Source organism: Cecembia rubra, from assembly GCF_003014575.1.
Taxonomy (GTDB): domain Bacteria; phylum Bacteroidota; class Bacteroidia; order Cytophagales; family Cyclobacteriaceae; genus Cecembia_A; species Cecembia_A rubra.
In genome coordinates, this window is sequence record NZ_PYGF01000002.1 from 1 (window position 1) to 22,112 (window position 22,112).

General features: G+C 38.5%; 19 protein-coding genes and 1 pseudogene. 6 read left to right on the forward strand and 14 right to left on the reverse strand.

What is annotated here, in order from left to right:
• Positions 1-294: 294 nt before the first annotated feature.
• The 3 genes and pseudogenes from CLV48_RS20715 to CLV48_RS04830 all read right to left on the reverse strand — a co-directional run.
• Positions 295-477 (reverse strand): annotated as a pseudogene (locus CLV48_RS20715) (IS256 family transposase); the annotation flags it as partial.
• Between the two features lie 159 nt (positions 478-636).
• The gene (locus tag CLV48_RS04825) at positions 637-3,036 is read right to left on the reverse strand and encodes a ribonucleoside-diphosphate reductase subunit alpha (RefSeq protein ID WP_106566151.1); all 2,400 of its coding nucleotides are present in this window, start codon (positions 3,034-3,036) and stop codon (positions 637-639) included.
• A 35-nt stretch (positions 3,037-3,071) separates the two neighbouring features.
• Positions 3,072-4,052: a ribonucleoside-diphosphate reductase small subunit gene (locus CLV48_RS04830; protein ID WP_106566152.1), complete on the reverse strand. Its 981-nt coding sequence runs from the start codon at positions 4,050-4,052 to the stop codon at positions 3,072-3,074.
• Positions 4,053-4,713: 661 nt separating this feature from the next.
• On the opposite strand from CLV48_RS04830, the gene rplU reads away from it, so the two are divergent.
• The 4 genes from rplU (at position 4,714) to CLV48_RS04850 (ending at position 9,120) form a co-directional block, all read left to right on the forward strand.
• Positions 4,714-5,025 (forward strand): 50S ribosomal protein L21, encoded by a 312-nt coding sequence (gene rplU / locus CLV48_RS04835; protein ID WP_106566153.1) that lies wholly within the window; start codon positions 4,714-4,716, stop codon positions 5,023-5,025.
• Positions 5,026-5,057: 32 nt separating this feature from the next.
• On the forward strand, positions 5,058-5,318 hold the full coding sequence (gene rpmA, locus CLV48_RS04840; protein ID WP_106566154.1) for a 50S ribosomal protein L27: 261 nt from the start codon (positions 5,058-5,060) through the stop codon (positions 5,316-5,318).
• A gap of 152 nt (positions 5,319-5,470) precedes the next feature.
• Positions 5,471-8,539 (forward strand): WD40/YVTN/BNR-like repeat-containing protein, encoded by a 3,069-nt coding sequence (locus CLV48_RS04845; RefSeq protein ID WP_106566155.1) that lies wholly within the window; start codon positions 5,471-5,473, stop codon positions 8,537-8,539.
• A gap of 266 nt (positions 8,540-8,805) precedes the next feature.
• Positions 8,806-9,120 carry an HPF/RaiA family ribosome-associated protein gene (locus CLV48_RS04850; RefSeq protein WP_106566156.1) on the forward strand — a complete coding sequence of 105 codons (315 nt, stop codon included), beginning with the start codon at positions 8,806-8,808 and terminating at the stop codon, positions 9,118-9,120.
• Between the two features lie 37 nt (positions 9,121-9,157).
• On the opposite strand, the gene CLV48_RS04855 is transcribed toward CLV48_RS04850, so the two are convergent.
• From CLV48_RS04855 to rnr, 3 genes are read right to left on the reverse strand one after another with little or no spacing between them, the layout of a single operon-like run.
• Positions 9,158-9,787 (reverse strand): rhomboid family intramembrane serine protease, encoded by a 630-nt coding sequence (locus CLV48_RS04855; protein WP_106566157.1) that lies wholly within the window; start codon positions 9,785-9,787, stop codon positions 9,158-9,160.
• 9 nt (positions 9,788-9,796) lie between these two features.
• Positions 9,797-10,786 (reverse strand): polyprenyl synthetase family protein, encoded by a 990-nt coding sequence (locus tag CLV48_RS04860; RefSeq protein ID WP_106566158.1) that lies wholly within the window; start codon positions 10,784-10,786, stop codon positions 9,797-9,799.
• On the reverse strand, positions 10,758-12,953 hold the full coding sequence (gene rnr / locus CLV48_RS04865; protein ID WP_106566159.1) for a ribonuclease R: 2,196 nt from the start codon (positions 12,951-12,953) through the stop codon (positions 10,758-10,760). The genes CLV48_RS04860 and rnr overlap by 29 nt, the downstream gene beginning before the upstream one ends.
• A gap of 286 nt (positions 12,954-13,239) precedes the next feature.
• Here rnr and CLV48_RS04870 point away from each other — a divergent pair, with 286 nt between their 5' ends.
• Positions 13,240-14,013 carry a hypothetical protein gene (locus CLV48_RS04870; protein ID WP_170068985.1) on the forward strand — a complete coding sequence of 258 codons (774 nt, stop codon included), beginning with the start codon at positions 13,240-13,242 and terminating at the stop codon, positions 14,011-14,013.
• A 310-nt stretch (positions 14,014-14,323) separates the two neighbouring features.
• On the opposite strand, the gene CLV48_RS04875 is transcribed toward CLV48_RS04870, so the two are convergent.
• From CLV48_RS04875 to lipB, 3 genes are all read right to left on the reverse strand, one after another.
• Positions 14,324-15,064, reverse strand: coding sequence for a 3'-5' exonuclease (locus CLV48_RS04875; protein ID WP_106566161.1), 741 nt, complete (start codon positions 15,062-15,064; stop codon positions 14,324-14,326).
• Between the two features lie 151 nt (positions 15,065-15,215).
• Positions 15,216-15,617, reverse strand: a complete 402-nt coding sequence (locus tag CLV48_RS04880; RefSeq protein ID WP_106566162.1) for a hypothetical protein — start codon at positions 15,615-15,617, stop codon at positions 15,216-15,218.
• A gap of 138 nt (positions 15,618-15,755) precedes the next feature.
• A complete protein-coding gene (gene lipB / locus CLV48_RS04885) occupies positions 15,756-16,472 on the reverse strand; it encodes a lipoyl(octanoyl) transferase LipB (RefSeq protein WP_106566163.1) in 717 nt (238 codons plus the stop codon).
• 112 nt (positions 16,473-16,584) lie between these two features.
• Between lipB and CLV48_RS04890 the strand changes: the two genes are divergently transcribed.
• Positions 16,585-16,941 carry a YraN family protein gene (locus CLV48_RS04890; protein ID WP_106566164.1) on the forward strand — a complete coding sequence of 119 codons (357 nt, stop codon included), beginning with the start codon at positions 16,585-16,587 and terminating at the stop codon, positions 16,939-16,941.
• Positions 16,942-16,980: 39 nt separating this feature from the next.
• On the opposite strand, the gene CLV48_RS04895 is transcribed toward CLV48_RS04890, so the two are convergent.
• The 5 genes from CLV48_RS04895 to CLV48_RS04915 all read right to left on the reverse strand — a co-directional run bounded on the left by CLV48_RS04895 (position 16,981) and on the right by CLV48_RS04915 (position 22,060).
• The gene (locus CLV48_RS04895) at positions 16,981-17,952 is read right to left on the reverse strand and encodes a c-type cytochrome (protein ID WP_106566165.1); all 972 of its coding nucleotides are present in this window, start codon (positions 17,950-17,952) and stop codon (positions 16,981-16,983) included.
• Between the two features lie 102 nt (positions 17,953-18,054).
• Positions 18,055-18,723, reverse strand: a complete 669-nt coding sequence (locus tag CLV48_RS04900; RefSeq protein ID WP_245889488.1) for a response regulator transcription factor — start codon at positions 18,721-18,723, stop codon at positions 18,055-18,057.
• 160 nt (positions 18,724-18,883) lie between these two features.
• Complete coding sequence (locus tag CLV48_RS04905) at positions 18,884-19,885, reverse strand: ABC transporter ATP-binding protein (protein ID WP_106566523.1); 1,002 nt, start codon at positions 19,883-19,885, stop codon at positions 18,884-18,886.
• A complete protein-coding gene (locus tag CLV48_RS04910) occupies positions 19,885-20,916 on the reverse strand; it encodes an iron ABC transporter permease (protein WP_106566166.1) in 1,032 nt (343 codons plus the stop codon). The genes CLV48_RS04905 and CLV48_RS04910 overlap by 1 nt, the downstream gene beginning before the upstream one ends.
• The gene (locus CLV48_RS04915) at positions 20,906-22,060 is read right to left on the reverse strand and encodes an ABC transporter substrate-binding protein (RefSeq protein ID WP_106566167.1); all 1,155 of its coding nucleotides are present in this window, start codon (positions 22,058-22,060) and stop codon (positions 20,906-20,908) included. Before CLV48_RS04915 ends, CLV48_RS04910 begins: the two co-directional genes overlap by 11 nt.
• Positions 22,061-22,112 lie beyond the last annotated feature (52 nt).

The window sequence follows — 22,112 nt, forward strand, 5'->3', positions numbered from 1 at the left end:
CCTGGGAGCCGGTATGAAGGGGAAAGTGGGGGTAGGATGTAACGTGGGATAAAAAGGTAAAAGGGGGATGTCGAAAGGGGGATTTCGGAAGGATAGGTCAGATGGACTTACTTTTGTTTCCTTTTGTCATTGTTGTGGTTCAAAAAATCATTTTCCTGTATTTTGTTTCAGATCAAGGCGAAAGGTGAGGATAATTGAACGGTGGAAGTTTGGCAATTTCGGAAGTAGGAAGGCGGATTGAAGGATAAGACCCTATCCCGAAAAGTGTGTAAATTTTTAATTATGAATTTATGGTTAGGTTTCAAGAAGCCAGACCCAATCACCAAATATCATCAGGAAACCGATAAGAATAGTGCCCCGGTCTCGAATGGGCATAGTCCATTTTTTCGATGCTACTCTAGCAGCGAGGAAAACAGACTTCATAACCGCATTATCTGTTGGGACAGAAAGCTTGTTTTTAGTGTATTTTCTGATCTTGTTTCAAATTCTATGGGGGAGAAATCATTCAAACTCTTGTTTGGACGGTGATTATTTTAATCATCCATCCAGTCTTTTAAGTGGGGAAAAATTTAACAATAAAAAAAAACGCCTGATATTATCAGACGCTTTTTCCATAAACGAACTCTAAAATAATCTTTAACTGCCGCACATCTCGCAGCCTTCAGGATTATCCAAAGAACAAGCAATGGCATCTTGCTTTTGTGTCTTTGAAATATCAGAAGCAGTGATTGGGGCACTTTTTTCTGTTTCTAGGGCTGATTTATCTACTGTAAATTGGATTGCACTTGCTGCTGCCTGTGACCTGAGATAATACATACCTGTTTTCAATCCTTTTTTCCAAGCATAAAAGTGCATGGATGTCAACTTACCAAAGTTTGGATCCTGCATAAACACGTTCATGCTCTGGGACTGACAAATATAAGCACCTCTGTCCGCAGCCATATCAATAATTACTCTTTGGGAAATTTCCCAAACCGTCTTGTAGATATCCTTGATATTCTGAGGAATAGAAGGGATGTTTTGAACCGATCCATTTGCAGCCACCAACCTATTTTTCATGCTGTCATTCCATAAGCCTAGGTCTATCAGGTCTTTCATCAAGTGCTTGTTTACCACAATAAACTCACCTGAAAGCGTTCTTCTGGTATAAATATTTGAGGTGTAAGGCTCAAAACATTCATTGTTACCCAAAATTTGAGAAGTAGAAGCAGTTGGCATTGGGGCAACCAATAAGGAGTTTCTCATGCCATATTTTTTCACTTTCTCTTTCAACTCGTTCCATGCCCATCTACCGGATTTAGGAGTGACGCCCCACATATCAAATTGTAATATGCCTTTAGAAGCTGGGGAACCTTCATAAGTTTCATATGTCCCCTGCACTTTTGCCAACTCCATGGAAGTTTCAACTGCCGCAAAGTATATGGTTTCGAAGATGTCCTCATTAAGTCCCTTTGCTTCTTCAGACTCGAAAGGCATTCTTAGCATGATAAAGGCATCAGCCAAGCCCTGTACCCCAAGCCCAATTGGTCTATGTCTAAAGTTGGATCTCCTTGCTTCTTCGACTGGATAATAGTTTACATCGATTACCTTGTTGAGATTACGGGTAGCTACCTTGGTTACTTCATATAGCTTTTGATGGTCAAAGTACATCTTGCCATCTACTCCCTTCATTACAAATTTAGGAAGTGCAATTGAAGCAAGATTACAAACCGCCACCTCATCTGGGGCAGTGTATTCAATAATTTCTGTGCAAAGGTTGGAAGATTTGATAGTTCCCAAGTTTTGCTGATTAGACTTCTTATTTGCTGAATCTTTGTAAAGCATATAAGGAGTTCCTGTTTCAATTTGGGATTCTAAAATTTCAAACCATAATTCCTGGGCTTTGACAACCTCTCTTGCTCTACCTTCTCTTTCATATTTTTCATAAAGCTTCTCGAACTCCTCGCTATGGCAATCTGCCAAACCAGGCGCTTCATTTGGACAGAATAAAGACCACTCATCATTTTGCTCCACCCGCTTCATGAACAGATCTGGAATCCACATGGCATAGAAAAGATCCCTAGCTCTCATTTCCTCTTTACCATGGTTTCTTTTCAATTCGAGGAATTCTTTAACATCAGCATGCCAAGGCTCTAAGTAAATCGCAAAGCTCCCCTTTCTTTTTCCGCCACCTTGATCCACATATCTTGCGGTCATATCAAAGTTTCTCAGCATAGGAACAATACCATTGGACATTCCGTTGGTTCCTCTGATATAGCTGCCTTTAGCTCTGATGTTGTGGATCGAAAGTCCTATTCCACCCGCTGATTGGGAAATTTTGGCGCACTGCTTCAAAGTATCATAGATCCCATCAATGCTGTCGTCTTTCATGGTCAAAAGAAAACAGGAGGACAACTGTGGTTTTGGCGTGCCAGCATTGAAAAGGGTAGGAGTGGCATGAGTAAACCACTTTTGTGAAAGCAAGTGATAAGTCTCGATGGCAGCATCAATATCTTCCTTGTGAATACCTACAGCTACCCTCATCAACATATGTTGAGGTCTTTCTACCACTTTCCCGTCCAACTTAATCAGGTAACTTCTTTCCAGCGTTTTGAAACCGAAATAGTCGTAATCGAAATCTCTTTGGTAATCAATTACTTCATCTAACCTTGCTGCATGGTTTTTGATGATCCCATACACATCAGGAGCGATCAAAGCAGCATTTTCACCTGTTTTTGGATTTATGTAGGTATACAGCCTTTTCATGGTATTTGAAAATGACTGGCTTGTTGTTTTATGTAGGTTTGAAATAGCAATTCTCGCCGCTAAAATTGCATAATCAGGATGTTTCACAGTTAACGAAGCACAAACTTCAGCTGCTAAGTTGTCCAACTCTGTGGTGGTAACTCCATCGTAAAGCCCATCAATTACTTTTTTGGCCACTTCTATCGGATGGATATATCTTCCATCCAAACCATTGCAGAGGTTTTCAATCCTCGTTGTAATCTTGTCGAATCTTACCGATTCCCTACGTCCGTCTCTTTTTATTACTAACATGGTGCTCGAAAATTTGGGTTGGTGGTATAAGTATTTTAGAAGTCTTCTTCGATTGAAAACTTAGGTGCATCCGAAATTTCTTTGGATTTCATGACTCCGGCTTTTTGGTAATCACCTACCCTCTTTTCGAAGAAGTTTGTTTTACCTTGTAGGGATATCATGTCCATAAAGTCAAATGGATTGGTACTGTTCCAAACTTTGTCACAACCCAGTTCGACTAAAAGTCTGTCCGCAACAAATTCAATATATTGGCACATCAGGTCAGAATTCATTCCGATTAATTTAACCGGCAATGCATCAGTAACAAATTCTTTTTCTATTGTAACCGCATCTGTAATGATTCTGGTAACCGTTTCTTTAGGAAGTTTATTAACGACGTGTTTGGTGTACAAATGACAAGCGAAATCACAATGCAATCCTTCATCTCTTGAGATCAATTCATTAGAAAAAGATAAACCAGGCATTAGGCCTCTTTTTTTCAACCAAAAGATAGAACAGAATGAACCGGAGAAAAAGATTCCCTCTACAGCGGCAAATGCAATAAGCCTTTCCTGGAAGCTGCCATTATCAATCCAACGTAAGGCCCATTCTGCTTTCCTTTTGACACAATCAATATGCTCAATCGCATTTAATAGACGGTCCCTTTCTACAGGATTCTTAATATATGTATCAATTAACAGGCTGTAAGTCTCAGAGTGAATGTTTTCCATAGCTATCTGAAAACCATAGAAAAATTTAGCTTCCGTATATTGAACCTCAGCAACAAAATGTTCAGCTAAATTCTCGTTTACAATTCCGTCACTCGCCGCAAAAAAAGCCAGTACATGAGAAATAAAATGTCTCTCGCCATCATTCAAATCTTTCCAATCTTTAAGATCTTGACTTAGGTCAATCTCCTCGGCTGTCCAGAAACTAGCTTCTGCCTTTTTATAAAATTGCCAGATATCATCATGCTGGATGGGGAAGAGGACAAATCTGTTACTGTTTTCTTGAAGAATTGGTTCTATCTGTTGCATCGCACTTTTGTTTTTAAGGTTATCTAATCACAAGCCAGGCTTCTCATTTTCAACCATAGACTGGAACAAAAAGGCTGTCTTGGGAACAGCCTTTAAACAAATATGCTAATCATTATTCAAAAATAAAACCGACAAAACCCCTAATCGGATAGTTTTTTGACTATTGGTCAAAGTAATTTAAATTGTTGATTTTCAATAATAAATATTTATTTGATTAAATTTATACTTTAATCATAATCCACCTTTCGTCGGCATGAAACTTTTTTTAAGAAAGTGAAAAAAAATTTTTTGAGTATATTTTAGATATTTTTTGACCAATGGTCAAGTATAAAAATGATTAGATTGCTGCAAAACAAAATTTCCAAAGTGCTGTAATTCTGTATTTTGAACCATTGAATATTTTTCAGTTTTACTATAAAGCTGATGATTCTTAGGTTTTTCAAACAGTTCTGAGCAAATTGGAATGAGAATTAGAATTTGATAAAAATGATTTATTCTAAAGCTTATAATAATTATTGGAAAGGGATTGTAAAGTCATGAACCAAGAGTTGAAACCGGGGGAGAAAAAACTCCTTTTACAAAATATCCTTAAGCCTGTTTTTTTCTATTAATGAATTGTTTATATTTGCACTCCAATTTCCTAAAGCAATAAATATCATTTATGTACGCAATTGTAAACATCGCAGGAAAGCAGTTCAAAGTAACAAAAGATCAGCAGGTCTATGCACCAAAAATGCAGGGCGAAGCTGGCGCTTCCGTGGAATTTGATCAAGTATTGTTGGCAGAAGACAACGGTACAGTATCAATCGGCGCTCCAATCATAGCTGGCGCTAAGGTATCAGGAAAAATTCTTGACCATGTAAAAGGTGATAAAGTAATCGTCTTCAAAAAGAAAAGAAGAAAAGGTTATAAAAAGAAAAACGGTCACAGACAGGATTTCACTAAAATTTTGATTGAAAACATCACATTGTAAGATTTCTCTGGAAATCATAAACGTATAAAATTATGGCTCACAAGAAAGGTGTCGGTAGTTCCAAAAACGGTAGAGAATCCCATAGCAAACGTCTAGGGGTTAAAAAGTTTGGAGGAGAGGCAGTAATTGCCGGAAACATCCTCGTAAGACAAAGAGGTACTAAACATCATGCAGGTTTGAACGTAGGTGTTGGCAAAGACCACACTTTGTTTGCACTCGTTGATGGAAAAGTAGAATTCAAGAAGAAATTTGACGGCAAATCTTATGTCAGCGTAGTTCCTGCTGAAGCTTAAGATTTATCTATAACTCTTCAAAAGCTTCCTCAGTAAGAGGAAGCTTTTTTTTTGCCCAATATTTATATCTTTTTTCTACCAATAGTCATTTTTTCTTCCTCTTTTTTAGGATTTACCCCTAAATTCCCAAACACTAAACTAACCTTCATGCTATGAATAAAATATTACGGATTATTTTGGTCTTTGCACTGCTGTTTTCTTTTGGTCATCAGAACCAAAGTGAGGCACAGACCTTTGACGAAAAACTGTATGATGCTGTACAATGGCGCTTGGTAGGGCCACACAGAGGTGGACGCTCTGCTACCGTGTCAGGAGTGGCATCTGATCGGAACACCTTTTACTTCGGTGCTACCGGAGGAGGGGTCTGGAAAACTACTGATGGAGGAAGGACCTGGGGGAATATTTCTGATGGTTATTTTGGTGGATCCATAGGAGCAGTGAGTGTTGCCCCTTCTGATTCCAATGTAATTTATGTAGGGGGAGGTGAGAAAACTGTTCGGGGAAATGTTTCTTATGGGTATGGATTTTGGAAAAGTTCTGATGCAGGTAAATCCTGGGAGTACCTGGGCATGGAGGAGACCAGGTTTATTTCAAGGATAAAGATTCATCCCAATAACCCAGATGTAGTGTATGCAGCAGTACTGGGTGACATTTTTAAGCCCACAGAAATGCGAGGGGTTTACAAATCAGTAGATGGTGGGAAAACCTGGAGCAGAAAATTATTTGTCAATGCACAGTCTGGAGCAGTAGATTTGATATTAGACCCCACAAATCCTGAAGTGATTTATGCTACAACTTGGGAAGTTAAAAGGACTCCATTTAGTTTGGAAAGCGGAGGCCCAGGATCAAAAATGTTTAAAAGTACAGACGGGGGCGAAAATTGGAAAGAAATTTCCAGGAATAAAGGTCTTCCTTCAGGCATGTTGGGCATAATGGGAATAACCGTTTCCCCTTTGAACTCCAACAGGCTTTGGGCGATTGTTGAAAACCTGGATGGAGGAGTGTTCCGCTCTGATGACGGGGGAGAAACATGGGAAAAAACCAATGATGACAGAAATCTAAGACAAAGAGCTTGGTACTATACAAGGATTTATGCTGATACCCAAGATGAAAATACAGTATATGTTTTAAATGTAAGCTACCATAAGTCTACTGATGGTGGTAAAACCTTTAAAGGCTCAAATGCCCCGCACGGAGATCACCATGACCTTTGGATAGATCCTTCTGATAGCAAGAGGATGGTCATAGCAGACGATGGAGGTGCCCAGGTTTCATATGATGGAGGTGAGAGTTGGTCAACTTATATGAACCAGCCAACAGCCCAGTTTTACAGAGTGACCACAGATAATCATTTTCCTTACCGAATTTATGGAGCCCAGCAGGACAATAGCACGATGAGGATTGCTCACAGAAATGAAGGCTCAGGAATTTCAGAAGAAGACTGGGAGGAAAGCGCAGGATCGGAATCCGGCTGGTTGGCTGTTGACCCGATGGACAATGACGTAGTATATGGAGGAAATTACGGAGGACTTCTCCAATACCTTAACCATAGAACCGGAGCTGCAAGGAATGTCAATGTTTATCCGGACAACCCAATGGGTCATGGTGCAGAAGGAATGAAATACAGGTTCCAGTGGAACTTCCCTATTTTCTTTTCTCCTCATGATCCAAAAGTGTTGTACACCACGTCCAATCATTTTCACCGCTCCACGAATGGAGGCCAATCTTGGGAGACTTTTAGTCCTGATCTGACCAGAAATGCCAAAGAAAAACTTGGCCCTTCTGGAGGTCCTATCACAAAAGACAATACGTCTGTAGAGTATTATTCTACCATTTTTGCGGCAGCTGAATCCCCATTGAAAAAAGGAGTGCTATGGGCGGGTTCTGACGATGGCCTGGTGCATGTGTCAAAGGATAATGGAAAAACTTGGGAGAATGTTACACCAAAAGATTTACCTGAATGGATACAGATCAACAGTATGGAAGGGCATCCTTTCGAAGAAGGAGGTTTGTACTTTGCAGCGACTGCTTATAAAAATGGGGATTTTGCTCCCTATTTGTACAAAACCACCGACTACGGCAAGACTTGGACAAAAATCGTGAATGGTATCGATGCCCAGCATTTCACAAGGGTAGTCAGGGCAGATCCAGTTAAAAAAGGGATACTGTATGCTGGTACAGAAACTGGAATGTATATTTCTTTTAATGATGGCGGTATATGGCAGCCATTCCAATTGAACTTACCAATTGTTCCGATCACTGATCTGGCTATCAAAGAAAATAATCTCATTGCGGCCACACAGGGAAGAAGCTTTTGGATTATTGATGACCTGACTGTACTGCATCAATTGGCCAATGATGTAGCTAATAAACCTTTCTATCTTTTTAAACCACAAGATAGCTATACTTTAGATGGTGTGAGAAGAGAGTCAAAAACTGAAGGGACAAATAGACCCGGAGGTGTATTGGTTTATTTTCACTTAAAAGATGAACCCAAAGAGGAGGTAAGGTTAGAGTTTTATGATAAAAACAAGCAACTCCTCAGGGAATTTTCATCAAAAGGAATTGAAGGTGATACATTGAAATACAAATTGGGTTCCAATGAATTCAACTGGAATCTTAGGGTTTCAAATGCTAAAGGTTTCGAAGGGATGATCATGTGGTCTGGTCCACTTAGAGGTCCTAAGGTGGTCCCGGGTGAATATACTGTTTTATTAATGGTAGATGGCCAGATTCAGGAACAGGGATTTATGGTTTTACCGGATCCGCGTTATCCTTCTTCCCAGGAAGACAGACAGGCTCAGTTTGATTTCTTGCTAAAGGTAAGAGATAAACTCACCGAAACCCATGAGACTATTATCTTGATTAGGAAATACAGAGATGAGCTTAATGCCCTTATGGAGAAGAATCCAAAGCAAAAACGAAGTATTGAGCCGATTATAAAAACAATTTCAGATATTGAAAAGGAACTGTATCAGACTCAGAATAGGAGTGGCCAGGATCCTTTGAACTATCCAATACGCCTGAATAACAAATTGGCCCACCTTAATGTCATTGTCGGTACAGGTGAATGGAGACCTACAGATGGAGCTGAAGAGGTTAGGGCCGAAATTACCCGTCAGATAGATGTGCAATTGGCCAAATTCAGGGAAATTGAACGAATAAGGATTTCCAATATCCTCAATGTAGAAGAACTGAAAACAGAACTAAAGTTAAATTAATTTATTTATTCTGCTTAAAATTGAGAGGCTTTTAATTTAAGCCTCTCAATTCATTCCATTAATAGCAGCAAAATATGGATGTTGGATTTTTAAGCGTTAATTTATTTAGCCCCAAATTTGAATGGGTAGTATAAAAAATTAAATTTTTAATTTTTTTACTTCATTTTGGATAACTACATGGAAAAAAACACGTCCTTATATGATAAAGGTCATATAAATTGGACTATGATCCTTTTAATTTTGATTAACTATTAAACTTTAATCGTATGAACTATACAGAGAATTACAGAGGTATTAAAATTGATGTTCAAGCCCCTCAAGTGGACGTTCCAGAAGGTTTGCAGGCCTCAATAAGAAAAGCCATCGATAAATTATTAAGATTTACCCCGGTAATTAATGCTGTTGACATTTATTTGAATGTTTCTGGACAAGGTAAATCAGCTGAAAGAATTCTGGGGATGCGTGTTGGAATTCCAGGTCCTGATGTGTTTTCGGAAGAAAAAGCTAAGGATAGATGGAATACAATGCTCAGAACAGTAACCGATAAAAATATCCGCCAATTGCAAAAAGGGAAAGGTTAATTTTTGTAATAACACTAAACCCAAAAAAAGCTTCAGGTCAGAAAGGCCTGAAGCTTTTTATTTGCTCTAAGAAGTGAATACCGCTCTGCGGAGACATGATCAGAATAAAGGCTATTCCGAACAATGCCCCATATAGGTGTGCATCGTGATTGATGCCATCGTTCCCTTTTTTGGCCTGCACGATGGTGTAAATCAGGAAAAGAAGTCCAAGGACAAATCCAGGCAAACATATCAGTCCAAAAAGGCAGATATCTGAAAGCGGCATGATGATAATGCTTGCAAAGACAGCAGCTGCCACCCCTCCGGACGCTCCCAAAGCCCTATAATGGTAATTCTCTTTATGCTTTAAGTAAGTCGGTAAATCAGATATTACTATGGCTCCAATGTAAAAGAGGAGAAAAGCAGCCAGTCCTATTGATTTTCCCAAGCGGTACAACAGAAACATTTCCACTACCCTCCCGAAAAAATAAAAGGTGAACATATTGAACAGGAGATGCATTTGGTCTTTGTGGATGAGACCAGATAGGACAAACCTATCCCATTGATTGTGCTTTTTGATCAAAAAGGGAGTAAACATCCATCTGTCGAGCAAGTCTGGTTTTTTCCAAGCCTGATAAGAAGTCAGTGCAGTTATCCCGATCAGAATAACAGTTAAAGATAAATCCATAGTGATTTCTTATTTTTCTCTATTGACCAGATCTTGTGTCAATTTCAATAATACCTGATAGGCATACTGATTAGGTACATTGATGGAAGCATATTGAGCAAAACCTTTGTCAAAATATTCCTTCATTTTGGATTCAGTCAGGTTTTTGATACCAATTTGATCATAAATTTCGGTAACCGCCTGTACCTTTTGCTCTTTATCAAATTCCTTCGCATTGATCCAGTTTTCCAAGGCTGTATTTTGATCACCAGTAGCAAGTTCCTTGGCTTTTAGCAGGAGAAAGGTTTTTTTGTTGGAAATGATGTCTCCTCCAACCTGTTTTCCGAATTTTTCCTTGTCTGCATATACATCCAAAAGATCATCTTTTAATTGAAAGCCAATGCCGATATTCACCCCAAATTCATACAGTTTTTTGGCGTCTGTTGGAGGTGCGCCTGCAAGGATAGCTCCAAACTCAAGGGCAAAACCCAGTAAAACAGCTGTTTTTTGTCGGATCATGTCAATGTAAGCTGCTTCACTTACAGTTCCCATATTTTCGAAGTTCATATCATGCTGCTGCCCCTCACAAACTTCAGCTGCGGTTTGGTTAAAGAGCGCCATGCAGATTGGAAGAAGCTTAGGTTCAATATCCAATAGCATGTCATAGGCCCTTACCAACATCACATCTCCTGACAAAATTGCTGTATTGGCATTCCACTTTTCATGGACAGTGGCTTTACCTCTCCTCAAAGGAGCATTGTCCATGATATCATCATGCATCAAAGTGAAATTATGGAATACTTCCACTGCCATGGCAGGGGTTAAGATTTCCTGATAATCTTCTCTGTACAAAGAGTAAGCAAGTAACGTCAAAAGTGGGCGGATTCTTTTTCCTCCCAAGCTCATGATATAGGAAATGGGTTCGTAAAGTTCTTTGGGTGATGTACCGTAGGAAAAACCTTGGATATGGTTTTCTAAGTCCTCTAAAATCTTATTTACGTCGTTTTTGTATTGGCTCATTATCTGCAAATTCCAGGTCTATGGTTCTTCTGTCTATATCTGTAGCAACTACTCTTACCATCACTTTGTCACCTAAAGTGATGATTTTTTTATTACGGCTACCGATAAGTCGCATGTTGTTTTTGTCAAAATCGTAATAATCATCTTTCATTTCCGACACTTTCACCAAGCCTTCACATTTGGTTTCAGTGATTTCCACATATACCCCCCATTCTGTAACACCTGTAATGATGCCCTCGTAATCTTTTTCCTCAGCTAAGGACATATATTCCACCTGCTTGTATTTGATGGAAGCCCTTTCTGAATCAGCCGCTCTTTTTTCCCTTTCTGAAGAATGAATACATTTTTCTTCCCAAGCTTCCGGATCAGGTGCTTTTCCACCATCCAGGTAATGCTGTAATAGCCTATGCACCATCATATCAGGATACCTTCGGATAGGAGAGGTAAAGTGGGTATAATGTTTAAATGCAAGACCGAAATGTCCTTTTGCTTCGGTAGTATATTTTGCCTTGGCCATACTCCTTATGGCCAATTGTTCCAAAACATTTTGCTCAGGTTTCCCGGCAATTTCATCCATGAGGTTATTCAGGACTTTTGAAATCTTGGTACCTTCTGAGATTTTTATGTCATGTCCGAATTTTTTAGCAAAACTGGAAAATGTTTCCAATTTTTCAATATCAGGAAAGTCGTGAATCCTATATACAAAAGTATCATTCCCTTTGTTTCGATTATAGATAAATTCTGCCACGGTCCTATTGGCCAGCAACATGAATTCTTCGATCAATTTGTGGATGTCTTTCCTCTCTTTGACCATTAAGCCTAGAGGAGTTCCCTTTTCATCCAATTTGAATTTTACCTCCACAGTTTCAAAATTGATTGCTCCTTTGTCAAACCTTCTTTTTCTAAGCTTCTTGGCAAGTTCATTGAGGAAGGTAAGTTCTTGATAGAAATCCCCTGCTTGGTTGTCAATGTTTTCTTGTGCTTCTTCGTAGGCAAACCTTCTATTAGAGTGGGTTATGGTCCTGCCTATCCAATGATTGAGTACATCCGCGTTTTCATCCATTTCGAAGACGCAAGAGAAGGTAAGTTTATCTTCGTTGGGCCTTAGGGAACAAAGTCCGTTACTCAATCTTTCCGGAAGCATAGGTATAGTTCTGTCCACCAGGTAGACAGAAGTGGCCCTCTCATAAGCTTCACGCTCCAATTGGGTCTTAGGCTTTACATAATGAGTCACGTCAGCAATGTGTACGCCGATTTCATAATTGCCATTGTCCAGCTTGCGGTAAGAAATGGCATCATCAAAATCCTTGGCATCGATCGGGTCAATGGTGAAGGTTGGCACATCCCGCATGTCTTTTCTGCTTTTAATTTCCTCATGAGGGATTTGATCTGGGATTTCTTCTGCTTCTTTAACTGCATCTTCCGGGTATTCAAAGGGTAATCCGAATTCTGCCATGATAGAGTGGATTTCCACCTCATGCTCGCCTGCTTTTCCTAGGACACGGACTATCTTTCCTGTAGGGTTTTTGTCTTCCTCCCTCCATTCACTGATCTTAACGACCACCTTTTGGTTGTGCTCTGCTCCTTTGAGGTCCCCTTTGTGGACAAATACATCTTGGTGCATTTTGCGGAAATCTGGCACTACAAATGCAAACCTTGGAGATATTTCAACCCTTCCAACAAATTCATCCCTGATTCTTTTTGTGATTTCCAGAACTTTCCCTTCTAACCTTCCGGTACTGCCCTTAGCTGGATATACCATGACTCTTACTTTATCCCCGTCCAAGGCATGTTTAAGATCTGCTTCTTTGACTAGAATGTCTTCTTCCATTTCATATTTGGCATCGGGACGGATGTAGGCAAATCTAGGGTTTACATAATCCACTTCCCCTTCAATGAATTCAGGTTCTTTTATGGATGCAAAATAATTTCTTGGACTTTTTGATATGGAGCCAGCGGCTGCTAATTTGTGCATGACAGGCTCTACAGCACCTTTGGTGAGAGAGTCCCTGATTTCAAGTTTTTTGATGATCTGTTTGGCATTGAATTCCATGCCATAATTGTTGTCCAAAAAATTGAGGATTTTTCTTGCCAACTGGGCAGAGTCCATGATCTTTCCTCCTTTTTTCTTTCCCTGTTGGCCTCTGTTGTTCGATTTTCTTCCCATAAAAATGGTTATTTGTTTTTTTCTTTTAATATAATGATTGTTTTTGCCTCAAGGGTAAAAAATCCGACTGACTTTTGTAATTCTTGGTGATTATTTGTTTTTGAGTATTCACTTAATTGGGAGCGTCTCGGATTAAACAATCATTCAATTTTTCTATTCACCCCAAAGTTGAAAAACTTTATCCTAAAATCTAAAAGGAAGACAGAAAGAAAATAGTTCCATAAAATTGTGAAAAGTAACTGGTAAACTAATAATCATTATGTATTTTTAGAGAAATGCTGATTTCATGACTCGATTTTTAACCTGTTGTTTGTTTGTTTTTTTTGTCCATTTAGGTTTGGCTCAAAATATTGAAGGAGTTTTTTTCGGTAGCTTAGATGGGAATACCTATGCCCTGAAAATTAGAGAGCAAGGAGAGCTTCTGATGGGAGAGTGGTTTGATGAGTCTCTTTCCCAAAGGGATTTTATTGGGAAAAGGCAGGAAAAAGGCTTTAAAGGTGTTCTTGATATGGATGGAGAGGAACAGGAAGTTGAGGCAACCCTGCATAAGAAAAAATTGCAGATGGTTTTTGTGGAGAGCGGGAAAAGCATCAAAATGGAAAGGATGTCCAAAAGATTGGATTATGATTTTTCAAAAATTTTCCCAGAAGCCCATAAATCATTACGATACCAAATCATAGGTGTATGGATCCTTAAAGAGCGTTTCAGGCTTGAAAATGGAGAGAAAATATTTTCTGAAGAGACTGGAAAAGATTACCTCACAAGCATAAACCCCGACGGAAAATATGTTTTGGATATCAGAGGGTTTAGGGACGTAGATGAGAAAATGGCAAAAGAGTTGAATATTCCGGCCCAACACCGTCTGAAGGCCGCTGACCTTTTTGAGATGTCGCAGATGTTTTCCTGGAAATTGATTGGAAGCAATCTTAAAGTATTTCCAACCCAGCCTATTTCAGGCAGTGATATTGAAATAATAAAAATTATTGAATTTTTAGATGAAAAACTGTTTTTGACTGAGCTTATCAGCGGATGGGTAGAAGTTTACGAAAGAAAAAAATAAATATTGTATCAGAAATAAGTACATGTTTTATGGACTTTAACCAGTTGGAAGTATTTTCCAAAAAAGGGTTTTTTATTTAGTTGTTATACCTTCCTCTTTTAAGAAAATTTGTATTAACCGTCTTGATACCAGTAATCATTAAAAACTCGGCATTTAACCATACTGATATTGATTGATACTGGATCCGCCTCGGCAGACAAGGTATTCATTGATATTGGTTTGAAATCGTAGGTTTATTCTATTGTGATGATTCTATTGGCAAGTAAGCGGACAATCATGTTTTGAAATTTAATCAATTCACTGGTCAATTTTAACCAGAAGTTTCTGCATCCTTATTGATTACCTGCACTTCCATGTCGGGTGGGAGTCCCTGAAAAGCAAGGTAAACCTGGGCAGTTACCCATACGTCCCTGAGGCAGTATTCCCGGATTCCCTGAAGATTACCCTGAAGGTAATAAGCTTCATTGACCTGTGAGCCATCAATACTTTCTTTCGAGGTGGGGATATCAAAAATGGCCGCCAATAGTTCCAGTCTTGTGTAATGCTTATAATCACCAAACTTCCACAACTCCAAAGTATCCAAGTGGCGCAATTCCCATGGTTTTTTGCCTGATATTTGCAAGGGCTCTGGCAGTGGTAAACGATTGACTAAAATTCTTCGGCTTAAATAAGGAAAATCAAATTCTTTGCCATTATGGGCACAGAGAATCCAGGACTTTTTTTCCAGAAGTTGGACAAAACCTTCTAGGGTATCATATTCATTTTCTGCGCAAAAGCTTTTGGTGCGGAATTCCAGTTTTCCACTTTCTTCCATAAAATGAAAGTATCCTACCCCGATGCAGATTACTTTTCCGAATTCGGCATAGATGCCTGCTCTTTGGAAAAACAGCGACCCTGCTTCAATTTCTTCCTCTTTGGGCTTGATATGGATTTCTTTTTTAAGCCACTCAGATTTTAACCGATCGGGAAGTAAAGAGAATTCCGACTCCAAAGAGGCAGTTTCTATATCTAAAAAAAGGATGTTTTCCAGTCCGTTAAAAAAAGCCGACATAATATTGATGTTAGTTAAAAGCTGAATTGACCTTAAGAATCATTTCAATGAATGTTATTCCCAATCGTCTTTTACAGCATTTATTTTCCTCCTTAATATAAGCTCCCTAATCCACAATCTCCAATTTGGGTATGCTTTTTAATCGGATAATTCAGGGATGGATGATGCCTTCCAAACCCAATTCAGGAATGTACTGTATGTTTTTTTGGTTAACAGTGTTGGCTTTGAAGACAAACTTCTTGTCAAAAATCTGATCCAAAATATAGTAACTTAACCAATATTCATTGTTCAATACGAAAAGTTCAGGATCTATGGGTTCAATTTTGGCAATAGATTCAGCACCCAATTCCTTGATCATGTGTCGAAGGACCGAGGTTTTCTTTTCTTCCCCTTCTATAGTCCCATATCCCTTTGAGGTAATCATCACTGTATTGAGTTCAATCAAATTCAGATTGATGATATAAACAGCCCATTCTTCAATGCCATTGACTTCTTCTTTTGCTATGGCCAGTTTGATTCCTGTAACAGGGTGAAAATCTATATCCTTTTTCATGATTTTAGTTACTTGATTCAAGGTGTATGACCCAAGACTTAGGACCCAAGACGCAATATGCGAAATGAAACATCAGCCATTACATCTTGTTATTTTTCAACTTTATTTCGCAAAGCTTATTTCAAAGTAATTCTAACTTCAAATCAGCTCCATTTCAAACAGATCGGCTACATGTTTTTTCACCTTTTCCTTAACTTCCCTTTCATCAATAGGTCTTCCTAGTTCCAAATGCATGGAAGTCACAGCCTTATCTGGAATTCCGCAAGGTACTATGTTGTTGAAGTAATCAATATTGGCATTGATATTAAATGCGAAACCATGCATGGTTACCCACCTACTCGATTTGACCCCCATTGCACAAATTTTTCTTGGATTTTTTTGTTCTTTCGAATCAAGCCAAACACCTGTAAGCCCATCAATTCTTCCTGCTTCAATTCCATATTCTGCCAAAGTAAGAATGATGGCTTCTTCCAAAAGTCTAAGGTATTTATGGATATCTGTAAAAAAATTTTCCAGATCAAGAATTGGATAACCCACCAATTGACCTGGACCATGATAAGTAATATCTCCTCCCCGGTTTATTTTGTAGAAAGTAGCCTGCTTGTCTGCTAAACCTTCCTCATCGAGTAAAAGATGGGACAATTCACCGCTTTTTCCCAAGGTATATACATGAGGATGTTCTACAAAGAGGAGGTAATTTTCAGTTACTATCTGTTCTTCAGCAGAAAGCTTCCTGTTTTGGATTTTTTTATTGACGGTTTGGGCGAAAATTTCCTCCTGAAAATCCCAGGTTTCTTTGTAGTCTTTTGTTCCCAGGTCTAGAAATTTTACTTTTTTATTGATAACTTGATTCACAGTTTTTCCTTGATGTAGTGAAAAAACGCCTTTTTTAGCTATTTGGTTCTATAAGCAGGGAAAGACATCGGGTTCTGATCTTTTGATTTTTCAAAATTAAACAATTATTGTTATGGCAGTGCACAATGAAATAGGAAAGCTGGCTGAGGGACTGGCAAAAGTTTGGTTGATGGGAAGAGGATATGAATTTTTAGAGGCCAATTATCGGTATAGACATGCCGAAATTGACCTTATTTTTAAGCATAAAGGTATTTTGGTGTTTGTGGAAGTAAAGTTCCGGACAGGTACAGGTTATGGCTATGCTGAAGAATTTGTGGATTATAGTAAACGGAAACTAATAGTTAAAGCTGCCGACCAATTCATCCATGAAAAAGATTGGCGCAATGATATCCGTTTTGACATTGTAGGCGTTTACAAAGACAAAAATGGGAATTTCCATTTCAAACAGTTTGAAGATGCTTTTTATTAAATTAAGTTAGGCGGCATTTGTACCGCCTAACTTAATATTTCAGCTCCTGGGCTTGAACTTTTCAACATAATTCTCTACCGGAGGGAGGGATTGAAGATATGCGAATATTGCTTCAAGATCCGCTTCTTTCATTCCGGCATACATCATCCAAGGCATTATAGTCTGGAAATCATTTGGGTTTACTTTCTCAGGGACATAATGTTCTCCGTACATTTTGAACCTCTGTACAAACATTTCAGAAGTCCAATTTCCTAAGCCACTTGCATGGGGTGTAAGGTTAGGTGTTGTAAGTGTACCTCCGGGAAGTTCAAAAGAACGTCCTCCTGCAAAAGGTTCTCCTACAAAACTGCCATTTTCAAAACGGGTATGACAATCAGCGCAAGCAGAAGCATTGGCCATATATTTACCATAAGCGACTTGGTCGGATGGGGAAGGCTTCTTGGTAAAGCTGGCTTCTTTGGGCATGGTTCTAAGAATTAAATTAAAAGGGAAGTCCGGCTTGGATTTAGGATGCGCTGTTTCTACAGGTTCCAGTGTTCTGAGATATGCAATCACATCTTTGACATCTTCGGGATCAATCAACCCATAACTATGATAGGGCATTACTGGAAAAATAGGGGATCCATCTTTCCGAACACCGGTAGTGATCAAACGAAAAATTTCTCCATCAGTCCATTCACCAATTCCAAAGGGAGTAAGGTTAGGCGAAATAAATACCCCAGGAAAACCCATTGTTTGATCAAACCTCTCGCCTCCTGTTGTTTCTGTGCCTGGTACCGGAGGTCCGGAAAATAAGCTGAAATCTCTAACAGAATGGCAATCCACGCACATCATAACATGGTATGCCATGTATTTTCCATGTTCAACTTTTTCCGGAGTAATTTCAACTTTGAGGTCTTCAGACGCTGGACCCACATTGGGAAGTGCAAAATTAATATAGGTAACCGCAATTATGATCAAAACGATTAACCCACTAGCCAAATAGGCCAAAATTTTTAAAAACTTTTTCATATAGTATGTAGGTTTGTTGGTTTTTTATAGAAACAAAGGTCCGTATTTAGGAAATAAAAAAAATCACCTGTTTGGGTGATTTTTTCTGGAACGATCTAATTATCAGAATCTTCTCAATTTATGGATCAGGTCTGTTCTATTTATGGCATTGGTTTTTATAAAAATATTCTTTAAATGGGTTTTTACCGTGTTTTCACTAACAAATAATTTTGAAGCAATTTCATGATTGGTCAATCCTTCTTCCACCAAGGTTACTATTTCACTTTCCCTATTGGTAAGAGGACTAAGAAGTTTGGAGTTGATTTTCTTAAAGTCTAAATCATTGTTTAGAAAAATGGGTTGGCTGTTTTGGAAAGGGCTGATTTCTTTTTTTTGAAGCCGAAAACGGTGAAAGTACAGCATAATGCCCAATAAAGAAAAAAGTAAAATTGTAAATAAGTTAAAAATTAACTTGTCATGAACTATATGTTCATATGGTAATTTAATTTCCTGAAATTGATTAGGATTATCTTTTTCTATTACCTTATGCCCTTTCAGTATTTCACCATAACCTGAACTCAATTGATCGTAATTCAGATTGTCATATTTTAAATCATTTAATTTGGCTCCTAGGTATTCTTGTAATTTTATATTGTTGGTTTTAAATGGGATATCCTTTAAAATTATGGTTAGATTTCGTGTATCTGCCTGTCCAAAACCCAATTGAGAAAATAGGATAATCATAATCAGGACAAGAAAATTCCTTGCACTTAAAGAGTTTAAAATTTTCATTTTCCTAAGTGAATTATCTTTTGTCATAATTATTCACTGAATAATTTTTTTAAAAAAATGAGATGGTTTACAGAAAGAAAAATTCTGTTATCATGGAAATCAAGGAAAATTTAGTGAAAAATTTTCTTTTTATCCAAGGTTTATTCAGATTCTTTGGTTTTTACGTTTTGTGTAATTGTAAAAAATCAACCAAACTTTCGATGTTTTGAAAGGTATTAGTTCCTTCTTTTTCTTTTAGAAAGATGGAAAAAGGTTCCCCTACAACCTCAATTTCCATATTCTGAAGATTCTGTGAAAATCCTTTTTTAGCCAAGGCTGCTTTTACCCATTTGACTTGTATTTGAGGGCCACTTACAGGAATATTACATTTTTTATCCTTTTGGACAATTTTTCCTGAAATTGGATCAAAAACAAGACCTTTACCCGGAATTAAAAGGTCCATTTGTTGATTGATAATTAGATCTTCGGGCATTCCTATTACCAAAGGCATACCGCATTGCATCAGCCAAAAGATGTCTGCAGTTTCAATGGCTACTTCCAGATCATGGGTTGTGATCAGGATAGCCTTATTTTCTGATTCAGCTAATCCCCTTAAAAGGTGCATGATTTCCAATCTATTGACCAAATCAAGATGAGCAGTGGGTTCATCCAGGATAAGAATTTCTCCATCTTGGGCCAAAGCTCTGGCAATCATTGCTTTCTGAAGCTGCCCATCGCTTAATTCATTTAACCTGATTTCGGTAAGGTATTGAATGTTTGTCGCATCAATTGCTTTATCAATAATTTCTAAGTCATATTTGGATAGCCTTCCTAGTAATCCTGTATGTGGGATCCTTCCCAGTTCAACCAACTGCCTTACCGTAAGTATTCCTGTAATAATCTTTTCTGTTAGTACAACAGAGGTTATTTTTGATAATTCTTGAAGATTAAAGCTAGTTAGGGGTTTTTCTTCCAACAAAATATCTCCATGTAGAGTCGGAATTTGTCCCATAATGGTTTTGATCAGGGTCGATTTTCCTACACCATTGGGACCCAAAAGACAGGTAAGTTTACCTTTGGTTAATTGAAAACTTAAGTTTTCTGCAACAACTTTTTTTTTGTTTCCTTTGCGGTAGCCAATGCTGATTTTTTCAGCTTTCAATATAGACTTTGTTTTTTCCATTAAAATTCCCTTGAAAAATTCCGTCTTAATATCAGCCATATGACCATTGGAGCCCCTATCAATGAAGTTACGGCATTAATGGGCAAAGTTTGGGCACTTCCAGGCAATTGACTTACTGCATCACAGAATAGTAATACGATTGCTCCCGCGATTGCAGAACCGGGAAGCAAAATTCTGTGATCGCCTGTTTTAAATACCAATCTAGCCATATGAGGGACTGCAATTCCTATAAATGCAATCGGTCCGCAAATAGCAGTAGTGCCGCCAGCAAGGATTCCTGTACTCAGGATCATCCCCCAACGGAGTCTTTTTATATTTATTCCCATACTTTCAGCATAAGCCTCCCCCAACAGCATGGCATTGTAAGATTTTTGCATGAGAATAACTGGGAAAATCCCCAAAATGGAAGCTGCCAAAAATCCCCATAATTGAAGATAAGAAGTGCCACCTAAGCTTCCCATTGACCAAACGGTAAAAAGTTTCAACTGTTCGGCCCCGGAAAAGTATGACAACACAGCTATTATGGCAGATACTGCTGAGCCAAACATTAGACCTACGATCAACAAGGTCATGCTGTCACGGACTCTCCATGCAGTAAGACTAATGAGCAATAATACTAAAATGGCTCCTAATATTGCTGAGATAATGATGGACCAGACACCAAGTTCTCCGAAATAAATGCCCCATCCGAATGCAGAGCTTGCCATTAGCATAATTGCCACTCCCAAACCTGCCCCTGAACTGATCCCTAGCACATAGGGTCCTGCAAGAGGATTTCGGAAAAATGTCTGCATTTGTAAGCCACTGATAGATAGGTTGATACCGGCTAAAATGGCGGTAATTGCTTTTGGTAATCGGAATTCCATTATGATGGTTTCCCAAGAAGTTTTCAAAAGTGGTTTTCCACTTAATCGTGCCAAAATATCATGGAATGGAATCTCCACTGAACCAATAGATAGATTCAAAATAAACAAGGTCAGGCAAATGATAAACCCAAGGAAAAAAGTGATATATAGGGAGTTATTTCTCATCCAATCGGCTGTAAAAATAAGGGGAATAATCCGGCAATTTTTCAGGATACATAACTTTGATCAGGTCTTGGAGTATCAGGTCAGGTCTCAAATACCCCAATTCAAAATACTCTAATCCACCGGTAGCACCTTTTTTCTTGGTGTAGGTATAAACTTGGCCTTTCTGAAAAGCATTGAAGTGGGTGTATCTTGGATCAAATTTACCCATTTCTTTCAGGTTATTGAAATCTGCTGCTCCAATCCAGTATTCAGCTTCTTGGGCATTTTCGAGTACATATTCATAACTTAGTTGAATACTTCCTGTTCCGGAATGTTCCTTGAAAAGGTAATCCCCACCGGCAGCCAAGATGAGTTTTGCTCCCCAACTGTCTGCTCCTGGAACATACCAAATATCTTTATACATTACTCCGGCCATTATTTTTGGCCGACTTGATTGATCAATAGTACTTGCCAATTCTTCAGCAGATTCATAGGCCATTTTAATGGTTTCAAATTCAGCTTCTGCTTCTTCCCATTTCCCAAGGAGTGCACCTGTGAACTTGATCCACTCTGCTCTACCTAAAGGATGCTCTTCTAAATATTCCCCGTTCAATAGGGCTGGAATACCAGATTTTTGAAAAAGGCCAAGATTTTTTAAATCTTCTCCCAAAGTAGATATCATTATCCAATCAGGTTCCAGGTCAAGCACCATTTCATAATTGGTCTGGGCACTGAGACCCAAATCTGTAACTTTTCCAAGACTTATCCTTTGCCTAACTATTTCTGAGGAAATTAGATCGAGGTTTGGAAACCCAATCAAAGTAGAAGATTCACCCAAATATTCCAAATGGGGGATTTGTGTGGTGGAAGTAAGGATCACTTTGTTCACTGGCAACCTTATTACTGCATCAAATTTACCCTCAGGAAGGATGGCCTGATTTTCATCTAGAACCAAATACCTGAAAGGTTGATGCTTACCTGGATAAGCTTTTAAGACATCAATGATTTTGAATCCTTCACCTTGGTAAACTTTAAAGCCTTCTGCATAATCCATGGTCAAAACCTTGAGGTTGAGATCATTTTTTTCCTGAGAACTTTGACAAGAAATCAGGGCAAGGAAAAGAGGGAAAAAGAAAAATTGGATATTTAAAAAGGCTTGTCTCATCCGAAATGAATTGATTATAGCCCAAATATAAGGTAGTCTTATTGAAAAGCGA